Source organism: Acinetobacter sp. SFD (assembly GCF_001647575.1).
Classification (GTDB): Bacteria; Pseudomonadota; Gammaproteobacteria; order Pseudomonadales; family Moraxellaceae; genus Acinetobacter; species Acinetobacter pecorum.
Map to the genome: position 1 here is coordinate 26696 of NZ_LSZJ01000001.1, position 17269 is coordinate 43964.

15 protein-coding genes are annotated in these 17269 nt (G+C 44.8%); 6 read left to right on the forward strand and 9 right to left on the reverse strand.

Annotated elements, in window-relative coordinates; translation table 11 throughout:
* Positions 1-158 precede the first annotated feature (158 nt).
* The 5 genes from rnr (at position 159) to AY605_RS00185 (ending at position 6698) form a co-directional block, all read left to right on the forward strand.
* Entirely contained in the window at positions 159-2606 is a 2448-nt protein-coding gene (gene rnr / locus AY605_RS00165) for a ribonuclease R (protein WP_064094505.1), read from the forward strand.
* 410 nt (positions 2607-3016) lie between these two features.
* Entirely contained in the window at positions 3017-5056 is a 2040-nt protein-coding gene (locus tag AY605_RS00170) for a M3 family metallopeptidase (RefSeq protein ID WP_064094506.1), read from the forward strand.
* Positions 5057-5087: 31 nt separating this feature from the next.
* Positions 5088-5309, forward strand: coding sequence for a YheV family putative zinc ribbon protein (locus AY605_RS00175; RefSeq protein ID WP_064094507.1), 222 nt, complete (start codon positions 5088-5090; stop codon positions 5307-5309).
* 14 nt (positions 5310-5323) lie between these two features.
* Positions 5324-5755, forward strand: coding sequence for a hypothetical protein (locus AY605_RS00180; protein WP_064094508.1), 432 nt, complete (start codon positions 5324-5326; stop codon positions 5753-5755).
* A gap of 61 nt (positions 5756-5816) precedes the next feature.
* Positions 5817-6698: a DMT family transporter gene (locus AY605_RS00185; RefSeq protein ID WP_064094509.1), complete on the forward strand. Its 882-nt coding sequence runs from the start codon at positions 5817-5819 to the stop codon at positions 6696-6698.
* Positions 6699-6760: 62 nt separating this feature from the next.
* Here AY605_RS00185 and AY605_RS00190 read toward each other — a convergent pair whose 3' ends face one another.
* The 5 genes from AY605_RS00190 to AY605_RS00210 all read right to left on the reverse strand — a co-directional run bounded on the left by AY605_RS00190 (position 6761) and on the right by AY605_RS00210 (position 12090).
* Positions 6761-9043 carry a TRAP transporter large permease subunit gene (locus AY605_RS00190; protein ID WP_064094510.1) on the reverse strand — a complete coding sequence of 761 codons (2283 nt, stop codon included), beginning with the start codon at positions 9041-9043 and terminating at the stop codon, positions 6761-6763.
* 197 nt (positions 9044-9240) lie between these two features.
* On the reverse strand, positions 9241-9813 hold the full coding sequence (gene rrtA / locus AY605_RS00195; protein ID WP_064094511.1) for a rhombosortase: 573 nt from the start codon (positions 9811-9813) through the stop codon (positions 9241-9243).
* 63 nt (positions 9814-9876) lie between these two features.
* Positions 9877-10917 (reverse strand): hypothetical protein, encoded by a 1041-nt coding sequence (locus AY605_RS00200; protein WP_064094512.1) that lies wholly within the window; start codon positions 10915-10917, stop codon positions 9877-9879.
* A gap of 536 nt (positions 10918-11453) precedes the next feature.
* Positions 11454-11840 carry a hypothetical protein gene (locus AY605_RS00205; protein ID WP_064094513.1) on the reverse strand — a complete coding sequence of 129 codons (387 nt, stop codon included), beginning with the start codon at positions 11838-11840 and terminating at the stop codon, positions 11454-11456.
* Entirely contained in the window at positions 11833-12090 is a 258-nt protein-coding gene (locus AY605_RS00210) for a succinate dehydrogenase assembly factor 2 (protein WP_004645065.1), read from the reverse strand. The genes AY605_RS00205 and AY605_RS00210 overlap by 8 nt, the downstream gene beginning before the upstream one ends.
* 183 nt (positions 12091-12273) lie before the next feature.
* Here AY605_RS00210 and AY605_RS00215 point away from each other — a divergent pair, with 183 nt between their 5' ends.
* Positions 12274-13446: an acyl-CoA dehydrogenase family protein gene (locus AY605_RS00215; protein ID WP_064094514.1), complete on the forward strand. Its 1173-nt coding sequence runs from the start codon at positions 12274-12276 to the stop codon at positions 13444-13446.
* Between the two features lie 61 nt (positions 13447-13507).
* Here the strand turns inward: AY605_RS00215 and AY605_RS00220 are convergent, their stop codons facing one another.
* The 4 genes from AY605_RS00220 to rpsD all read right to left on the reverse strand — a co-directional run bounded on the left by AY605_RS00220 (position 13508) and on the right by rpsD (position 17267).
* The gene (locus AY605_RS00220; protein WP_064094515.1) at positions 13508-14998 is read right to left on the reverse strand and encodes a flavin-containing monooxygenase; all 1491 of its coding nucleotides are present in this window, start codon (positions 14996-14998) and stop codon (positions 13508-13510) included.
* A 234-nt stretch (positions 14999-15232) separates the two neighbouring features.
* Complete coding sequence (gene rplQ / locus AY605_RS00225) at positions 15233-15598, reverse strand: 50S ribosomal protein L17 (protein ID WP_004281488.1); 366 nt, start codon at positions 15596-15598, stop codon at positions 15233-15235.
* Between the two features lie 18 nt (positions 15599-15616).
* Positions 15617-16624: a DNA-directed RNA polymerase subunit alpha gene (locus AY605_RS00230; RefSeq protein WP_004281489.1), complete on the reverse strand. Its 1008-nt coding sequence runs from the start codon at positions 16622-16624 to the stop codon at positions 15617-15619.
* Between the two features lie 16 nt (positions 16625-16640).
* Positions 16641-17267: a 30S ribosomal protein S4 gene (gene rpsD, locus AY605_RS00235; protein WP_064094516.1), complete on the reverse strand. Its 627-nt coding sequence runs from the start codon at positions 17265-17267 to the stop codon at positions 16641-16643.
* Positions 17268-17269: the final 2 nt, after the last annotated feature.

Below are 17269 nucleotides of genomic sequence, written 5' to 3' on the forward strand. Positions count from 1 at the left end.
TTTTTCGTGCATTTTGATAGCGAAAAAACTGCATAAATTTCCAGTTATCGAAAATTAACAGAAAATTGAAAACTTAAATGGATTATTGCAATCATTTACGTGCAGTCTGCGCATACATGTTTTATGCTAAACCAATCTCCTAAGATAAATTTAAAGACATGATGAAAAACTGGGTCGATCCTGAAGCAAAAGCTGAAGCCGAACGTTATGACAACCCTATCCCTAGCCGCACGCTGATTTTAGAAACTATCGAAAAGAACAATGCCCAGTCCCATGCAGACCTGGTCGAACATTTTGAAATTGCTGATCAAAAAAGTATTGATGCCCTGAGCCATCGTCTGATTGCGATGGTACGTGACGGCCAACTGATGAAAGACGGTTATAAGTTCCAGATTGCGGCAGAACAGCCTGAGCATGAAGCAACGGTCTATATCAACTCAAAGGGAAGCGGTACCGCCAATATTTCAGGTGAAGATGATTTGCTGCTCCCTGAGCGTGAACTGCGTCAGGTCTTTAATGGTGACCGGGTTAAAGTACGTCAGACTTCAGTGGATCGTAAAGGTAAGTCTTGGGGCTTTATTACCGAAGTTTTGCAGCATCGTGTCAAAGAGATCATTGGTAAAGTATCAGAGTATGAAGGTGAATACTTTGTTCAGCCGGCTGCTCCAAATGCACATCAGCCGATTACCCTGGAAAAAGAGCTGATTGAACATGCCAAGGTCAAAGTCGGTGATTCTATTCGCGTTGCGATTGATCGCTACCCGACCAAAGAAGAATTTGCAACCGGCCATATTGTGCAGTCCATGGCAGACAAGGCCGATACCGAGATCATCATTCCACAAACCATTCTGGAATATGGCCTGCCTTATGAATTTCCTGAAGAAGTCGTTAAAGAAGCTGAAAGCTTCAAGGAACCGACAGAGAAAGATCGCGAAGGCCGTGTGGATCTTCGAGATTTGGCACTAGTGACCATTGATGGTGAAGATGCGCGTGACTTTGATGATGCCGTTTATGCCGAAAAACGTCCAGGTGGTGGTTATCGTGTAGTCGTGGCGATTGCCGATGTCAGCCATTATGTACGTCCTGGCAAGCCGCTGGATGATGAAGCCCAGGAACGCGGTACATCTGTCTACTTCCCGCACTTCGTTTTACCGATGTTACCTGAAGCTCTATCCAATGGCTTGTGTTCTTTAAATCCGAACGTTGACCGTTTATGTATGGTCTGTGATTTAAAACTGTCACGTGCTGGCCGTGTGACCGGTTTTGAGTTCTATCCGTCAGTAATGCACTCCAAGGCACGTTTGACCTATGATCAGGTCGCACAGTATCTGGAAGGCGACAGCCAGGCCATTACCGAAGACCGTGAAGTTCGCAAGTCGATCAATACCCTGTTCCAGCTTTATCAGGTTCTCAAAGGCTTACGTTCTGAACGGCATGCCATGGAATTTGAAACTGTAGAAACTTACATGACCTTCGACGAAATGGGTGGAATTAAAGAAATTCTTCCACGCACCCGTAATGATGCACATAAGCTGATTGAAGAATGTATGTTGCTGGCCAACGTGGCAGCCGCAGAATATGCATTAAAAAATGAAATGCCAATGTTGTACCGCGTGCATGAGCCACCTGAGTTTTCGCGTATCCAGAAAGTCCGTGATTTCGTCAAGCTGTTGGGTCTGCAATTCCCGGAACAGCCAACGCAAGCCGATTATCAGGCCGTGATTGAGGCGACTAAAGACCGGATCGATGCACCAAGTATTCATTCCGTGTTACTGCGTTCCATGATGCAGGCTTATTATGGTGCCAACAATGCAGGCCATTACGGTCTGGCATATGAAGCTTATACACATTTCACCTCGCCAATTCGCCGTTATCCGGATCTGCTATTGCATCGTGCCATCAAGGCACATTTAAATCACAAGCCATCTCCACTTTCAGGTGGGGCTTTAGAGGCTGCCGGTGAACATTTCTCTGCAACAGAACGCCGTGCTGATGAAGCTTCCCGCTCTGTAACCACCTGGCTCAAATGTCACTATATGCAGCAGCATCTGGGTGAAGAGTTTGTGGGCATTGTCAGTGCGACGGCAGAATTCGGCCTGTTTGTCACGCTAAAAGACCTTTATGTCGATGGTATGGTACATGTCAGCCAGTTGGGTGATGACTTCTTTGTCTATGACCAAAGCAGTCAGAATCTGGTCGGCCAGAACCGCGGTCAGATCTTCGGATTAGGGGATGAAGTCAAGATCAAGGTTGCCGGTGTAAATCTAGAAGAGCGCAAGATTGATTTCGAACTGATCCAACAGCTCAGTCATGCCGGCCGTGCAGTCCGTGCCCGTGCACCGCGAGTAAGCGAGAAAAAACCTCTACCACGTCCTACTGCGACAGAAGAAGTGTTTGGCAGCAATGAGCGTGAGTCTAAATCCAACCTGAACGCTGATGGAGAACAACCCAGACGACGCAAAAAAGGCAAAGGAAAACCCAGCTCTTACAGCAACAAGCCTGCTAAATCATCTGCAGGAAAGTCTGAAGCAAAGGATAAAGGTAAAGTAAAGAAAAAGGCCAAGGTTAAAAAGAAAAAGTCCAATGCAAAAGCCAAGACTGAATAATCTGTGACAGTTTAAAAAGAGCGCTACGGCGCTCTTTTTTATTTATAATCAAAATATTACGAAATGAAAATTATAAAAATGGATACCATCACTACTTTTACTCTGAACATTTCTTTAATGGCTTTGCTTATGACTGAGGCCTTAAAGAGGCTTTAAATAATAATCCTATCACCATGAGAGTCACCTACTGGTATCAACACCCTTTAAACCTATGGAAAACTAAAATCACCAATATTTCCATCATCGATATAAATGAACTAGAAGGCTTACCCTCATCTGATAGTGAATTTATTGAATAACTTCAAAATATTAAATACAAAGCTAGAGAAAAAACTTTAACTGCCTTGATTTCTCTCACTAGAAGCCCTACATCTAAATTTAATACTGAAAATTAATTTGGCAGAAACGACATGATTTTAGAAAAGGCAACTTTGCCTGTTCCGCAATTTGATCAGATTACCCTAGAAGAACTTAAACAAAAGATTGAAAGCTGTATTGCTGAAGGTCAAAAATTCCTGAATGAACTTACCGAAACACCTGAATCAGCTCAGGAACAGCTTGCCATTTTGGAACATGTCGACACACTCGAAAATAATATGAGTGAGGCTTGGGGCATTCTTTCACATCTCAACGCCGTGAAAAACAATGCGGAAACACGTGATGTCTATCAGGCCTTATTACCCGGTCTAAGCGAATACTATACGCAACTCGGTCAACATACAGCGCTGTATCAGACTTATCAGCATATTCATGATGCACCCATCTTTAATGAACTCCCGGCCGCACAGCAAAGTGCCATCAAACTGGCCTTACGTGATTTCAAACTGTCTGGTGTGGCATTGGAAGGAGAAGCGAAAAAGCGCTTTGCGGAAATTTCTGCGCGCCTGTCCCAATTGTCTTCAGATTTTTCGAATCATGTATTGGATGCCACTCAAGCCTACTTCAGACCATTAAATGAAGATGAACTAGCGGGCTTATCGGCAAACAATATTGAACTGCTCAAACAGTATGGCAAGCAGCATGAACTGGATCAACCGGTGGCTACCCTGGATTTTCCATCCTATCTGGCAATCATGACCCATGCAGAAAATCGTCCTCTGCGTGAAGAGCTCTATAAGGCGTATGTGACGCGAGCATCAGATCAGTCTGGGCAGACCGAGTTTGACAATACTGCCTTGATCGAAGAAATTCTCAGTTTACGTCTGGAAATGGCGAAGCTGCTTGGTTTTAATAATTATGCGGAATTGTCCTTAGCCAGCAAAATGGCACCGAGTGTAGAGGCGGTAGATGAATTCCTGCGTGATCTGGCAGAACATGCCCGTGTACCGGCAGAGAAAGAAATTGCTGAACTGAAAGCAATTGCTGCTGAAGATGGCATTAGTGACCTGCAACCCTGGGACAGCAGCTATTATTCTGAAAAGCTGAAAATGCAGCAATTTAACCTGTCACAGGAAGCACTTAAACCTTATTTCCCTGCGCCAAAAATCCTGCAAGGCCTGTTCAGTATTGTCAATCGCCTGTATGGGATACAGGTAATTGAACGTGATGCACCGGTTTGGCATCCGGATGCACATTATTTTGAACTGGAAGATCAAGGTCAGGTGATTGGCGGCTTCTATCTCGATCTGTATGCACGCCAGGGCAAACGTGGCGGTGCCTGGATGAGTGGCTTCCGTTCCCGTATGCAGACCAGTGACGGCCTGCAAAAGCCGATTTGCTATATGGTCGGTAACTTCACTCCTCCTGTCGGTAGTCGTCCTGCACTACTGAGCCATGATGAAGTGATTACCCTGTTCCATGAATTTGGTCATGGCCTGCATCATATGCTGACAGAGGTAGACAATATTGCGGTAGCTGGTACCCATGGCGTAGCCTGGGATGCGGTTGAGCTGCCAAGCCAGTTTATGGAGTTCTGGGCCTGGGATCAGGAAAGTCTGGATGTGCTCAGTGAACACATCGACACCCAAGAATCCCTACCGGCTGAATTGCTCAAAGCCCTACTCGATGCACGTTTTTTCCAGTCTGGCATGCAAACCCTGCGTCAGCTTGAATTTGCCCTGTTTGACCTGAGTATCCACCGTGCCAATCCAGCCTTAAATGCAGCGCAGGTTCAGGATACTTTGAATGAAATCCGCGAAAAGTATGCAGTTTTGCCGACCACTGACTATAACCGTTTCCAAAACAGCTTCAGTCATATTTTCGCCGGCGGTTATGCAGCGGGATATTATTCCTATAAATGGGCTGAAGTTTTGGCCAGTGATGCCTTCGACTGCTTTGAAGAAGAAGGGATTTTTAATACTGAAACTGGAAAGCAGTTTAGACAAAAAATTCTAGCAGTTGGCGGAAAAGATACAGCACTTGACGCATTTATCAATTTCCGTGGACGCGAGCCAAAAATAGATGCATTACTGCGTCATCAAGGTTGGACGAACGGCTCTAAAAACGCTTAAACTACGTTTTTAAGTTAATCACAGGGTAAGCATGATGACTCTCAAACGCCGTTTCATTGCAGGCGCAAAATGTCCTAAATGTCAGGCATTGGATCGGATCGTCATGCTGACCAATGGTGAAGCTGAATGGATTGAATGTATCGAATGTGGGTATGAAGAAAATCGTCCTACTCATATCGATGAACCTGAGTCACCTGAAGTTCCAGATGAAATTGGTGTGATTCAGTTTAAACCCCGTCAGCCAAAAAAATAATTTCGGGAACCTAAATGACTCCAGATCATCGACAAAATCCTAAACTTTTATGGGGAATAGTGAGCGGATTAATTGTTGTGATTATTGCTGTTTGGATAATTATACAATTCTTTCTCACACAAAATGAAACGTTGCCAACACATCAGGGTGACCTGATCAATGCACCGGCACCGCAGACCATTTCTGAAAATTCTGATAAGCCTACCAAGACAGAAGTAACAGATGCGCTTAGTTCTGACAATGTTCTAGTAGATGCCTCTATTATGACAGAAGAAGTTACCAGCAATGCCACCTTGGCCAAAGAGGAAATTGCCCGACTGGAAGATATTCAGCTGCAGCTTGATGAACAGGAAAAAAGCCTGAAGCAACAGCATAATACTGCTGATGAGCTGATTAAACTTAAAGAAGAACAAATCAAGTTACTCGAAGCACAACTGGCACAATAATCAGAATAGGTTGGGGTTTTTCAGCTAGAATATCGTCAGATCTTCTAGCTCAGTTGTTTGCATGTCCGCCCCAGCCACTCCGCATCTGCTCAAAGCCGCTCTGTTACTGACCTGCTCTGCCTTCCTGTTTTCAGTCATGGGCGTGTGCATCCGTTATGCCTCGGCAACGGTTGATAATGCCACCGTGGTTTTCTTTCGAAACTTTGTCGGGCTGTTTATTTTCTTGCCTTTCATTTTTAACAAGGGAATTGATTTTTTTAAGACTGAAAAACTGTGGATGCACACCTGGCGTGCAGTGGTCGGTCTGACTGCCATGTACGGCTTTTTTTATGCCATCGCGCACTTAAAACTCTCCAATGCCATGGTCTTCACCTACTCTTCCCCGATTTTTATTCCACTGATTGCCTGGCTATTTCTCAAGGAAAAAATCACAACAAGCATGTTAGCCGCAGCTCTGATTGGTTTTATCGGGGTACTCTGTGTCGCCAAACCGGATTCTGGTTTATTCAACCTGATGTCAGCCATTGGTTTGGGTGCCAGCTTTCTGGCCGCGATGGCGTTTGTCACGGTTCGGGCACTGACCAAAACCGAGTCACCAGAAAAAATCGTGTTTTATTTCTGTTTTATTGGCACATTGATTTCCGTGATTCCGATGTTCTGGCTGTGGCGACCTTATACCCTGAAAGAACTCAGCTTTCTTGTCGCTGCCGGCCTTTTGGCCAATTTCAGTCAGCTCTTCATGTCCAATGCTTATAAACTGGCTCCGGCAGGACAGATTGGACCAGTCAACTATGTGGCAATTTTCTTTGCTGGCATGTGGGGCTTTCTGTTCTGGCATGAAGTTCCGGACCTATATAGTCTGATCGGGCTAGGTCTGATTTTCTGTGCGATTCTACTGTGTAGTCCGATCCTGCAAAAGCGCCTGAATTCATCCAAAGTTTGATTAAAGAATTTAAATCAAATAAATAAAAAAGCACCCGTAGGTGCTTTTTTATTGCTTTTTTCTTATTGATACCAGCCGAACAACTTAAAGATATAAGGTACATAAGCAATGATCAGCATCGCAGGCAGCAACACAATCACCGGCAAAATCCAGCGTTCATAACGGTAATAGAAAGACAAGTGTCGTACTTCTGCATCGGCTTCAGCCACTTCGGCATCGCCAATCGACTGCCTGGCCAGTAAATGATTCAGTGCCACTGGCGGCGTCACATAACCCAGCTCGAAACCAATCAGGGTAATCATCCAGAAATGAACCGGATGAATGCCGTATTGATAAGCCACTGGAGCAACCGTTGCAGAGATCAGAATGACCGCTCCGAATGGATCCATGATCATCCCGACAAAAATCATCAAGCCGACAATCAGTGATATCACCAGAATGGTACTGCTGATATCAGTCGGAAAGGCTTCCATAATTTCCATACGTTCCAGCAAGCCACCAACACTCACTGAAAGTGCCATCAGGATCACCAGCGCACCAATATGTCCTACAGTTTCACTGGTAGAAATATGCATAGATTTCCAGAAACCGACATGACGCAAAATTTCAGTCGCTTTTGAACGCCGCACACCATGATCAACCACCAGTTCTTTGCCTGCTTGTTGGCTATGTTCAGCTTCACGATATTCTGCATTGGTCACGGCACCGGCTGTTGCCAGCTCAGGAGCCGATCTGGAGTTTAAAGTCGCGGTCAAGGTGTCATCCCAATGCCCCACTGCCGGTAGTGGCGCAGGTTCGTGGCGCAGCTTGTCGAACAGGACAATCATCAGCAGAATTACAGGCATCATCACAGGTGCAGTAAATTCATTCAGATCAGTCGACAAGGCATATTTATAGAATAGCCAGATCAGAATGAAAATCACGATATAAGGAATAACTGCAACGAAGGCACGCCCGGATTGAGGCGCAGCTACAGTAGGTGCAGCAATCCGGAATTTATTTTCTGCAAAGAACAGGGAAATTACCAGGAATAAAGTCGAACTGAGCAGGAAGACATAAATCCCGTAGTGATACAGCAAATCGGTGGTGACTTCTTTATTCAGTGAAGCCACGACGACGATCAGCAAACACGGGCGTAAGACTACGCCCAGTGAACCGGACATGGCTGTGGCCGCCAGTGCAAACTGACGGCGTCCACCCGCATTCCAGACTTCCTTATAAATAATCGCACCTGCGGCAATGACGAAAATCCCTGATGCTCCGGTATAGGCGGTTGGTAATGCAGCGGCCAGCAGGATTAACCAGGTCAGGGTTTCAGGTGCCAGATTCCAAGGACGCAGAATATTCAGGAACATGTCCACGACACGAGTCTGTTTCAACAACATACCGGCCCAGATAAACAAAGCCAGATTCAGGAAGATACTAGAAAATTCTACCAATTGACCGAGGTAAATCCCCTGTCCCATTGGATAGTCCATAAAGAACGTAAAGTTTATCCCGGTAGTAATGGCCATATAGGCATACAGCGGCACACTCAGAAAGGCCAGACCAAAATTACCACCCTCACGTGTCGGTTTCGGTGGTTTGATGACCTGATAAAGGCTAATTAGAGTGAGTGTGCTAAACAGAATCATCCACAGCCAGTAGATGTATTTCATTTCGCCCATCGCCACGCCCGAATTCAACACAGACTGGTATTGGCTATAAGATGAGAATGCCAGAAAAGCATTAGCAACCAGCATGGCCACCGAATAGACTTTAAAGTCCATTCGGGTACTTGGACTGCGTAGGCCAATATGATGGGTTTTTAGGGTGGCACTGATTGCAGCGAAAACCACCATGATGACCAGAAGCAAAGCCCGGTTTTCAGTACCAAACTTGAATATGCCAAAGAAAGAGGTTTCAAATGTCCGATAAGCCCGAATACTTGGATGGGCTTCTACATGCTGAATGGCTTTGTCATAAAACAGGTAAGATTCTTCACAGACCTGCTGTGCCTGTAATACCGCAGCACGGACATCCGCTTCCGAGCGCACGCCAAAGAAATCGGCATATTCATCGGCCGCATCGGCTTTCATCTGTTGCTGAACACGCTGATCGACATTGATATTACGTTCACATTGTGGGCGTGTCGGTTCAGCACGTAAAAATGAATATTGCATTCCGGTTGCCGGATCGCCGTAAATACGCTCGCCCATACGCAGCAACTGGCCGTGAATCATTTCCCCGGTGCCGATAATCAAAGTGAGCAAAAGTAAAACCAGCACGACAAAGGTCGAGATCCACTCTGTCCATATATAACGCAACAGACCTAATCCTGATCTGTTTTGATCATCATTTTGCATATGTTTTCCTATTATTGTTTTAGCGGCCTGTCGCTTGATCCAGATCGCTGATCTTGCCTTCTGCTCCCGAAAATTCCTTTTCAAAAGTCAGGATATTTATTCTATGTTTTGAATCTGCATGAAAACCGGCATAATAAAAATGACAATTTATATTTTCTTTTAGTTTTTTCTGCCAAGTAGCTGTCTATTCCTACACTTTAGCTATCCCTAAAATAATTGGTCACAATATAAATGACTGCCAGAATCACCCCCCAGATCACCCCCAGTAAATGTGCTTCTACCAGCACTGGACTACCAATGAGTTGGGCTGTTCCGGAATTACCAATGGTATTTTCCCAGACCAGTTTGGCCAAGATGAGAAACAGCACCAGCGCCGCAAATCCACGTTCCCGCTTATACTGCAAATGCACACAGGCTACGGCGACATACGCGCCATGCAATACGCCTGACAACCCTGCATATGCTTCAATATTCGGCAAGAAAAAATAAAAACTCAGACTGATCAAAGGTGACAAGATCAGTAAAATGGCGGAAAAATGCCAGATATTAACGCGTGGAAAAATAAAAGGAAGACAGATAAACGCAAGAATATTAAGGAAATAATGGGTCCAACCTACATGAACCCAGTGTGCCGTCCAGAGTCGCCAGAATTCACCAAGCAGACTCTCTCGCCAATAAATGAAATCGTCCTTGAAAATTTGCAGACAAGCACAAAGAGAGACAAAAGCCGCTAGAAAAATAATTTTTTGTCGAAAATGTTGCTCTAGCATCGGCCTATTGCCCTCCTTGCTTCTCTAGTTTTGACTTCACTCCTGAAGCTTATATGGTGCTGCTTACAAATCCGCGCTGAACAGCTCATCGAGTTCGGAAGAGCTGTCTGACTCATCCCAGAAACGTTGCATGCCATCATCGCCACTGCGTACACCGGTATTTTCTGTCCAATAGCGATCAGATATACCGCTGACCATAATTGCAGCCATACTGTCAATCAGCTTGAATTGTGGATTGACTGGCTTGTCTTCAGTACGGGCCTGAGCAAAAGTTTTAAGGGCATCGCGGACTTTGGCATCATCACCACTAGCCTGTGCGGCTACGGCATACAAGGCATGAGATAAACGTACACCTTTTTGCTCACCAATTTGTGTAGATTGTTTTAAGGTTTGGTAAGGGTCAGGTTTACCGTCCCCGGCGCCTGGCAACAAGGTCCAGATCACCGCACGAGTGGCATTCGGTGCACCCCAGAATTTCGCGTTATCCAGACAAACCATGCCTCGCTCGACCACGGCAGCAATATCTTTCGGTACATGCACTGCACCACCCGAGTTAATATCATTGGTCATGGCCTGCAAGCCACTGAGCATGCCCAGCAGATAAACGGTTTGCTCGATGTCACTGTTCATGCGCGGGCATTCTTCACCCAAGGCTTTTTGATATTTCTTTTCATAACGGCTTTGAAACAGCTGATAACCGGTATACTGACGCTGTGCTGCCAGTGCCGCCCAGCGCTTCTGCTCGATCCGGGCATCCTGGGCTTCTGCTACCTGATTGGTTTTTGAAGCACGTAAATAGCGCAACTCGGCTTCAAGTGCTTTTTGTTCAGCACAAATACCGGCAGCTGAATACATCAGTACAGCCACCCGGGTTGGATCTGCTCCCATTTCTTTGGTTGCCATAATGGCCGGCGTTAAAGAATTTCCTGAATTGCACACCATTTCAGCATCATCCATCGCTAAAATCGGTGGGACGATATGATTTTCGGTGAAACCCAGTGCCACATTGGCACCAGTTTTAATAACCTGAGAACATCCCGTCAAAACTGTAGTTGTTATTGCAATAGTCGCCATACCTTGGCATATTTTACGGACGCCTGACATTTTCCTGTCCTCTATAATTGTGATTATGTCCATCTTTCTGCTAAAGATATCAGAAGCATTTTGTGAATAAAAGAGTATTTACTCTAATTTAGACCAGACACTTTGCCATTAAATGACCACGCTGCAATTGACTGTATTTAGGAGAATACCAAATTTTGGGCAAAAAAAAGTAGCATTGCGACGGTTCAGCACATGCTACTTATTAACTGTACAAACAGAGAAGTGGTTTAAACCCTGCTTGATTAAGATGAAAATTTATCCTTCAGCACCGTCCCGATTCGTCCAATTACCAGGGCCAAAACAATCGCTGCAATCAGAAACATCCACACTGGAAATTCCATCAGGGTCTCCCGTATTTGCTGTTGGTAGACTCAATGTACAGGCTAAAAATAAAACACAGGGGATAAATTGTCAGACAATTCATCTAAGTCATGAATTAACCTTGATTTTTGTCTGACAACAAAAAGACTACAATAGGCTAAGTATTTGTTTATTTTAACTTTTAATAAAAAAATTAAAAAACATTTGTCTTACAATTAAATTAATTTAGTCAATACTTTTAAAGCTTTCCATTGCTTGAGTGACAATTGATCACACCAGATCAATAAAGGCCGAGCCTTGGCATGCTGGAAATACACCACAATATATGCCTGATGATCAATGACATGACTAATAGATACCCGATGGGTTGGCATTGCTTTAGCGGTCAATGACCATTCACGGCCATCCAGATATTCAAACTGTTCAATTTGTGGCGTCTTGCGGTAAAACAGATGGTACACCAGCAGTCCTGTGAGTGCACACAGCAACCAGAGTGCAAACGGTAGTAACTGATAGAGCAAATACATTAACAGTGCAAAAATAAAAAGCTGAAACGCCAATGCACACAGACTGCGTTTCAGCTTGAAGCAGCGATTATCCATGAACGTAAAATTTAAGCTTCTTGATAAAATCTTTCAGTTCAGGACGCGGTGGCTCGGATACTTCCATAAACCAGTCCAGCAAATCCGGGTCTTCCTGCTCCACCAGCTCTGCAAACATCTGCTTTTCAAAAGGTTCAGCATTCAGATAGTAATTTTTGACGTAGGGATCAAAATAGACATCCAGTTCTTTTAAACCACGACGCGCACGGTAAATCACTTTGCGCTCTTCCAAGCTAATGTCATCAGTCATCGAATTTCCCCAATTCGTTATAAACCCGAATAGTTTACCTGAAGCGTCAACTGAATTTCGAGGGATTTCATAGAAATGACCAAAAGCATCAGCAGATTTAGCTGATTTGAACATTCCGCTCATTGCCGCTGTTCCCGGCTTGACCTAAGTTAAAGTAAACCGATCAAAATAAGGAATAACAAGATGCAATCTGCAGCCATTCGCCCGCTTACTCCCATGCTGCCCCGCCAACTTTTTACTGCCGAGCATGAAGCTTTTCGCGAAACGGTACGCAAGTTTTATGAAAAGGAAGTTATTCCACATACCGAGCGTTTTGAAGACCAGCAACATGTAGATCGAGAGTTATGGAATAAAGCTGGTGAGCTTGGTCTGCTCTGTGCGACCATGCCTGAAGAATATGGCGGCTCTGGTGTAGATCGGCTGTATAGCATGATCTTGATTGAAGAACAGGCCTATGCCGGAGACTCAGCCACCGGGTTTTCCCTGCATTCGGATATCGTCGCCAATTATCTGCTGAACTTTGGCAATGAAGCTCAAAAACAGCAATGGCTACCCCAAATGGCTTCCGGGGAAGTCGTCACCGCTATTGCGATGACCGAACCAGGCACGGGCTCTGACCTGCAAGCAGTGCGCACCTCGGCAGTACTGGATGGCGAAGACTATGTCATTAATGGTTCCAAGATCTTTATTACCAATGGCTATCTTTGCGATATGGCCATTGTGGTCTGTAAAACAGGTAATAGTGACAAAGGCTCGGCCAATCTCTCCTTGATGATGGTCGAAGCCGACCGGCCGGGATTTAGTAAAGGCAAGCCCTTAAATAAAATCGGTATGAAAGGCCAGGATACCTGCGAACTGTTTTTTGACAATGTTCGGGTTCCTAAAGAAAACCTGCTTGGTCTGGAAGGCATGGGCTTTATGATGCTGATGAAGGAACTGGCTTGGGAACGCCTGATTGTGGCGATTATCTGTCAGGCAGGTGCTGAAGCGGCTTTTGCCCACACAGTAAAATATACCAAGGAACGTCAGGCATTCGGCAAGAGCATCAGCCATTTCCAAAATACCCGTTTTAAACTGGCAGAACTGCGTACCGAGATCGATGTCTGCCGCGCTTATCTGGATCGCTGTATGCAGCTGCAACTCAAGCAGGAACTGGGTGTGGATGCCGCTGCTGCGGCCAAATACAAGATTTCAGAAATGTACAGCAAAGTCGTAGATGAATGTCTGCAACTGCATGGCGGCTATGGTTATATGCTGGAATATCCAATTGCCCGGGCTTATATCGATAACCGTGCCAACCGGATTTATGCGGGTACCAATGAAATCATGAAAGAACTCATCGCGCGCTCACTGTAAAACCGACGAATTAAAAAGGAGTCACTCAGGACTCCTTTTTCTGTACGCTAAAAATTCAAATTCAAGAAACTAGACGCGGCTTATGATTAAGTGCATTGCTCTTTTTCCTGAATTTCAGCACGCCATCTTCAAACGAAGCCTGTTTCAGTTCCTTACGGTCGGCGAGATAATTATTGCTGACTTTCCACGGAGCATGTTTACCCTGCTTTGGCATCACATTTGCTGCACGGGCAATATATCCCGATGTCAGACTGCCCATCACAGTATCATCCATCAGTTCTGTGGCATCGCCTGTTGCAATGACTTCATCAAAATGTTGTTGGTCCATATGGTTAAGCAAACGGCAAATATATTCTGCTGCAATGTCCACTTTAAGCGTCCAGGAAGCATTAATATAGCCAATAATCAGCGCCATATTCGGAAGGTCACTCACCATAACGCCTCTATACAGCATATGCTGCGAGGTATCGACAGGCTGACCATCCATCGTCGCCTGAATCCCGCCAAGAATTTGTATGTTCAGGCCAGTGGCAGAGACAATAATATCAGCATCCAGATGTTGACCCGATTTCAGCTGAATCCCGGTTTCGGTAAAAGTTTCTATCTGATCGGTTGTAACTGATGCCTGCCCTTCACGTAAGATTTTAAACAGGTCACCATCTGGCACTACACACAGACGCTGATCCCAAGGCTCATAATTCGGGGTAAAGTGTTTCATGTCCACTTTACCTTTCAGTTGAAATTTTACTGATTTAAGCAACAGCGTTTTTAACAATTTGGGTTGCTTTTGTGCCAGGGCATAAATTCCACGCTGCATACCAATGTTACGCGCCCGCGTCAGCTTATAAGCCAGATCTTCAGGCAGATATTTACGCATTTTTGAATATATAAAATCGACAGAAGGCACAGAGGCAATATAAGTCGGTGAACGCTGCAACATGGTCACATGACCTGCTCCACCTTTAGCCATGGCAGGCACCAAAGTAATCGCAGTGGCACCACTGCCAATGATGACCACTTTTTTGCCCTTATAGTTTAAATTTTCCGGCCAGTGCTGCGGATGAATGAATTCCCCCTTGAATGCCTGCTGATTTGGAAACTCCGGCTGGAAACCTTGGTCATAATTATAATAACCGGTACAACCTAGTACGAAGTTAGCGATCCAGATCTGCTTCTTGCCCTGCGCATCCAAAATCTCTACTGACCATTTGCAGGTGGCAGAATCATAATTGGCACTCAGCACCCGATGCTGGAAATGGATTTTTGGCTGAAGTTTAAACTCTTCTACCACTTCAGAGAGATAGCCTTTGATGGACGCTCCATCGGCAAGCACACTTTCCTTCTGCCATGGCTTGAAATTAAAACCAAAAGTTGACATGTCAGAATCGGAACGGATACCCGGATATTTAAACAGATCCCAAGTTCCGCCAATACTCTCACGACGTTCAATAATATCAAAAGAGCGTTGTGGACAATGTTTAGAAAGATGCACTGCTAGACCAATCCCCGAGATCCCCGCACCCACAATTAAAATATCTACCTGCTTTTCCATATTGTTCTTTTACCTAAGCGATGCTATCGGTTTTAATTAAATCACAAAACTGACAATACACAATGTCAAGTTGATTAAAAAGCCACTATTTTTTTATCTTTTGAGGCCAAATCAATTATGCAGGATGTATAGGTAAACCAAATTCAGATTTATTCAAATAAAGTTTTCAGGCATTAAAAAAGGCCGGTTTATTCAACCGACCTTTTTGAACAACTTACGTTATTCTTCACGAAATTAGTTAACTTCGCGATCTACTAGCTCAACGTAAGCCATCGGTGCAGCATCACCTGCACGGAAGCCCGCTTTAAGAACACGTAGATAACCGCCGTTACGCTCTTTGTAACGAGGGCCAAGAACGGTAAATAATTTACCAACAGTTGCTGCTGAACGAGTACGAGCAAACGCCAAACGACGGTTTGCTACTGTATCGTTTTTAGCTAAAGTGATTAAAGGCTCAGCTACACGACGTAACTCTTTTGCTTTAGGCACAGTTGTTTTGATCAACTCGTGCTCGAACAAAGAGTTAGCCATATTTTGGAACATCGCTTTACGATGACTGCTTGTACGGCCTAATTTCACACCACTATTACGATGACGCATGGTGATAGTCCTACTTAATTAACGGCTACGATAGGCGAAACGATCGTCCATACGGAGACTAGCCGGTGGCCAGTTCTCTAAACGCATGCCGAGTTGTAAGCCTTTAGAAGCCAGAACATCTTTGATCTCAGTAAGCGATTTTTTACCCAAGTTAGGAGTTTTAAGCAACTCAACTTCGGTACGCTGTACAAGATCACCAATGTAGTAAATGTTTTCTGCTTTCAAACAGTTAGCAGAACGAACAGTTAGCTCTAGATCATCTACTGGGCGAAGCAAGATTGGGTCAACTTCTTCACGAGGTTCTTGAGCCACAGGTGCTTGATCTTTCTGAAGGTCAACAAAGATTGCAATTTGTTGTTGCAAGATTGTTGCCGCTTTGCGGATTGCTTCTTCAGGATCAACAGTACCATTGGTTTCAAGATCAATGATCAGTTTATCAAGGTCAGTACGTTGTTCCACACGCGCGTTTTCCACGGTATATGAAACACGTTTGATTGGGCTGTAAGAAGCATCTAACTGCAAGCGACCCACTGGGCGAGTTTCGCCTTCTGGGAAGCGTGAATCAGAAGTTTCGTAGCCACGGCCTTGAGCCACTTTCAGGCGCATTTTTAATGAGCCTGAGGCACTTAAAGTACCGATCAAATGTTCAGGGTTAACCACTTCAACATTATGAGGTAAACGAAGGTCAGCCGCAGTTACGTCGCCTGCACCTTGTTTCTCTAATGTTAAATAAGCTTCATTTTGATCGAACAGCTTAATCGACAATCCTTTTAGGTTCAGCAAGAGCTCGACGATGTCCTGCTGCAAGCCTTCCAAAGTACTGTACTCGTGCTCGACCCCTTCAATCTCAACTTCTACCACAGCTGCGCCAGGTAGAGAAGAAAGAAGAATGCGACGTAAAGCATTACCAAGAGTATGACCAAAGCCACGCTCTAATGGTTCTAGAATAACTTTTGCCGAGGTCCCGCTTGCCGCTTCGACCTTGATCGCTTGCGGAGTTAGAAACTCATTTGCAGTACGCGTCATATTGCTTCCTCAAGGATTATTTAGAATACAATTCTACAATCAAGCTTTCGTTGATTTCAGCAGGTAAATCAGAACGATCCGGTGCAGATTTGAACGTACCTTCTAATTTAGAATGGTCAATTTCCATCCAAGAAGGCAAGCCACGTTGAGTCGCCAATTCAATTGCGTTTTTAATACGTAATTGTTGTTTAGCGCCTTCGTGAACTGCGATCACATCACCCGCTTTAACTTGGATAGACGCAATGTTAACACGACGGCCATTCAAAGTGATGCTACGGTGAGATACTAACTGACGAGCTTCTGCACGAGTAGAACCGAAACCCATACGATAAACGACGTTATCAAGACGGCTTTCAAGTAGCTTCAACAGGTTTTCACCAGTTGCGCCTTTAACACGAGCAGCTTCTTTATAGTAGTTACTAAATTGACGCTCTAAAACACCGTACATGCGACGTACTTTTTGTTTTTCGCGTAATTGTAGTGAGTACTCAGATTGTTTACCACCACGAGCCCCGCCGTGCTGGCCAGGAGCTTTCGCATGTTTTTTAGTCTTAACATCAAACGGTTTAACGCCTGATTTAAGTTGCAGGTCTGTCCCTTCGCGACGAGAGAGTTTGCATTTTGGACCAATATAACGAGCCATGA